1 protein-coding gene is annotated in these 2,916 nt (G+C 59.1%); it reads left to right on the top strand.

The window, feature by feature from the left end; genetic code table 11:
• Window positions 1–2,916: hypothetical protein (locus PAT3040_RS37145; RefSeq protein ID WP_181376684.1), on the top strand; the 2,916-nt coding region annotated here is incomplete at both ends.

The raw sequence follows: 2,916 nt of genomic DNA, 5'->3' as shown, positions 1-2,916 counted from the left end.
CTTCTCGCTGCGCGCATTGAACGCGAGCACGCCCGCCAATCTGAGCGTGGAGCATGTCGCGATCAAACCTCCTGCAGCGGCGCCATCTACCTTTACGATTTCGCATAGCCCGCTCTCCGAGCTGCCTTATAATGCGGATCTGCCGCTGATGTTCACGGTGGCGGACGGCAGCGCCGCAACGGCTGCATCGGTTCATTACCGTTATGGCGAAGAGGGGGCCGTTGTCGAAGCTCCGGCGCAGTCCATCGGAGGCGGCGCGTATTCGCTTGCGATACCGGGATCGGGCAAGGCGGCGGACATTCGTTACTTCCTCACGGCCGAGGATGGCGGCCGGTCGGCCCGTTATCCGGAGAACGGGGAGATTTTGGTGCCGATAGGGGAGATCGTGCCGTATCTGAACGACTTCGAAGCCGATCTCGCGGGAAGCATCCCGAGCGGCTGGACAACGGGCGGCAATACGAGAGTCATCGAGCTGCCGGACGGCAACCAGGTGCTGAACCTGAACGGATCGGGCAGCGCGAAGCTGAATCTGCCGATGTACCAGAACGCGGACAACTTCGTGATCAAGTTCCGCGCCAAATACGAGCGAACCAGTACGGCGGTGCAAAATACATGGCGCATCCGATACCGCGCGCTGGACGACGCCAACAACAACGCGATGGAGTGGGCGACGCACAACTCCAAATATTTTATTATGCGCAAAACGACGGTCGGCGGCAACTACTATACCGCAAACTACGTGCAATCGCTGCTGGACGAATGGCATTCGTATGAGTTACATGTAAGCGGTATCACGCATCGGCTTGTCATCGACGGCCAAGAAGTGGCGCGCGGCGAGGATTCCGACGTTCTCGCGCCGACGAAAGGTTATTTCCACTGGAACGTCGTCGGCGGCATCAACCTGATGGTGGATGACTTCTCCATCGAGCCGATCTCGGCCCCATACGTCGTCGATCTGCAGCCGGCGGGCAACTTCGCGGGCATCTACGCAATCGGCGAAACGGCGGGGCTGTCCGCGGCGTTCGACGCCGGGGCGGAAGCGCGCGAGATCGGGTTGAGCTACAAGGTGCGCCGGGCGGACGGCGATCAGGCGTTAGTCGCCGAAGGAACGAAGACGTACAGTCTGGGCCGCTACGAGCAACTAAACGATACGTTGTGGTTCGACGCCGGACTCGGCGGCATCGGGACGTACGAAACGTCAGTCGAGCTAACGATTGACGGTCGGCCTGCGCCGGAACTGACCAAGCGCATGCGACTGGCGGTTGTCGGCGAAGCGGCTCCCGTGCGCGAGCTTGATCTGGACAACGAAAGCAAATTCGGACTCAATACGCATTACAAGTTGAACTGGCGCGACGATATCATCGACGGAGCGCGCAAGCTGGGCGCCCGCCATCACCGCTCCGGCATTACGTGGGAGGAAGCGGACCGCAACGCCAAGGACGGCGAAGGTGATCCCGTCTACGACTACAGCGACGTCGACGTCAGAATGAACAAGCTTGCCGGGCTGGGGTTCAACCAGATTACGGTGCTCGGCATCGACAAAAACCCGTATTACCAGGAAGGGACCGTCAATACGACCTCTGGACTCAAGTCGATGGGCGATTTTGTCTATGAAACGGTCGACCGCTACAAGGATATCGTTCGTCAATGGGAGATGCCGAACGAGCCGGAGCTGTTCGCCAAACCCTATATTCCGGCGGAATATGTACAAATCCAAAAAATCGCTTATTTAAATATGAAAAAAGCGGATCCGAACGCGATGCTGCTGGCGGGAGACCATACCTCCAGCGTGCTGAGCGTCCTGCCGGGCGAGCTGGAGCTGGGCTCTTACGATTACGCGGACGCTTACTCCTACCATCCGTACGTCTATAATTCGATGCCGGACGGCAATCTCCAGCGGCTGATGAACGGCGTGAAGGATCTGGTCAACGCTTACGGCGGCTGGAAGGACTATTATTTGACGGAAGGCGGCTGGCCGACGGCCAATGCCGGTTATCCGTCCGTCTCCGAAGCGGTGCAGCGCGATTACATCGTACGGGCGTTCCTGAATTACATGATTACGGATCAGATCAAAGCTTACGAATATTACAATTACAAAAACGACGGCACGGACGATCGTTACTACGATATTTTCTGGGGCATCACGGACAACGACGGCAGGCCGAAGCTGGCTTACGCGGCTGTCAACCAGCTCATGACGACGCTCGACCAGGCGCGTTACTTCGGCGCTTGGGACAGCGGCAATCCGGATGTTGCCGTACACGTGTTTCTCAACGACGGGGAACCGATCGTAGTGGCCTGGAAAAAAACGGATCACAAAGACAATCCGGCCGTGAAGCCGCCGGTCAGCACCATCTCGCTGCCTTTCGGAGCGGCGGGCTTGAAGTTGCAAGACATTAACGGCAAGACGCTGACTGCGACAGAAGCAGGCGGACAAACCCGGCTCGAAGTGTCGGGTTCGCCGCTCTACATCGAGGGCGCGCCGGATTCGTTCGTAAGGCTTGCCGCCGGTCAACTGCTCGCCGCCAAGATTAACGAGGTCGCGGCCCGTCTGGAAGCGCTGCGGACACTGGACAATTCGGCGGCGCTGGATGCCGATCTGGCCGAACTCGCAGCCATTGCGGCTTCCATCGAAGACGCAGCGGGCGCTTCCGGCATTGCATCCGATTGGGAGGCGGTCATCGGGGACGTATATGAATTGATGACGGTTGTCGCAGGCCGGATCAAGCAGGAAGAAGTTGTATCCGCTCCTGGGTACGTCGCGCTTGAGGCGCTGTACAATCTGGCGGAGAGCGCGTCTGTGCCGCTCGCTTATATGAGCGCGGGCAGCGGTGGAAACGCGCCGGATTACGCTGAGGCCGCCGAATCGGCGAATGAGCTGTATGCGGAGAAAAAAGGCGAGTTCAGCGTCATGCC

The organism is Paenibacillus agaridevorans, assembly GCF_003112455.1.
GTDB classification, from domain to species: domain Bacteria; phylum Bacillota; class Bacilli; order Paenibacillales; family Paenibacillaceae; genus Pristimantibacillus; species Pristimantibacillus agaridevorans.
Note: the sequence above shows the minus strand (reverse complement) of the source record. Positions and strands in the feature narration are given on the sequence as shown.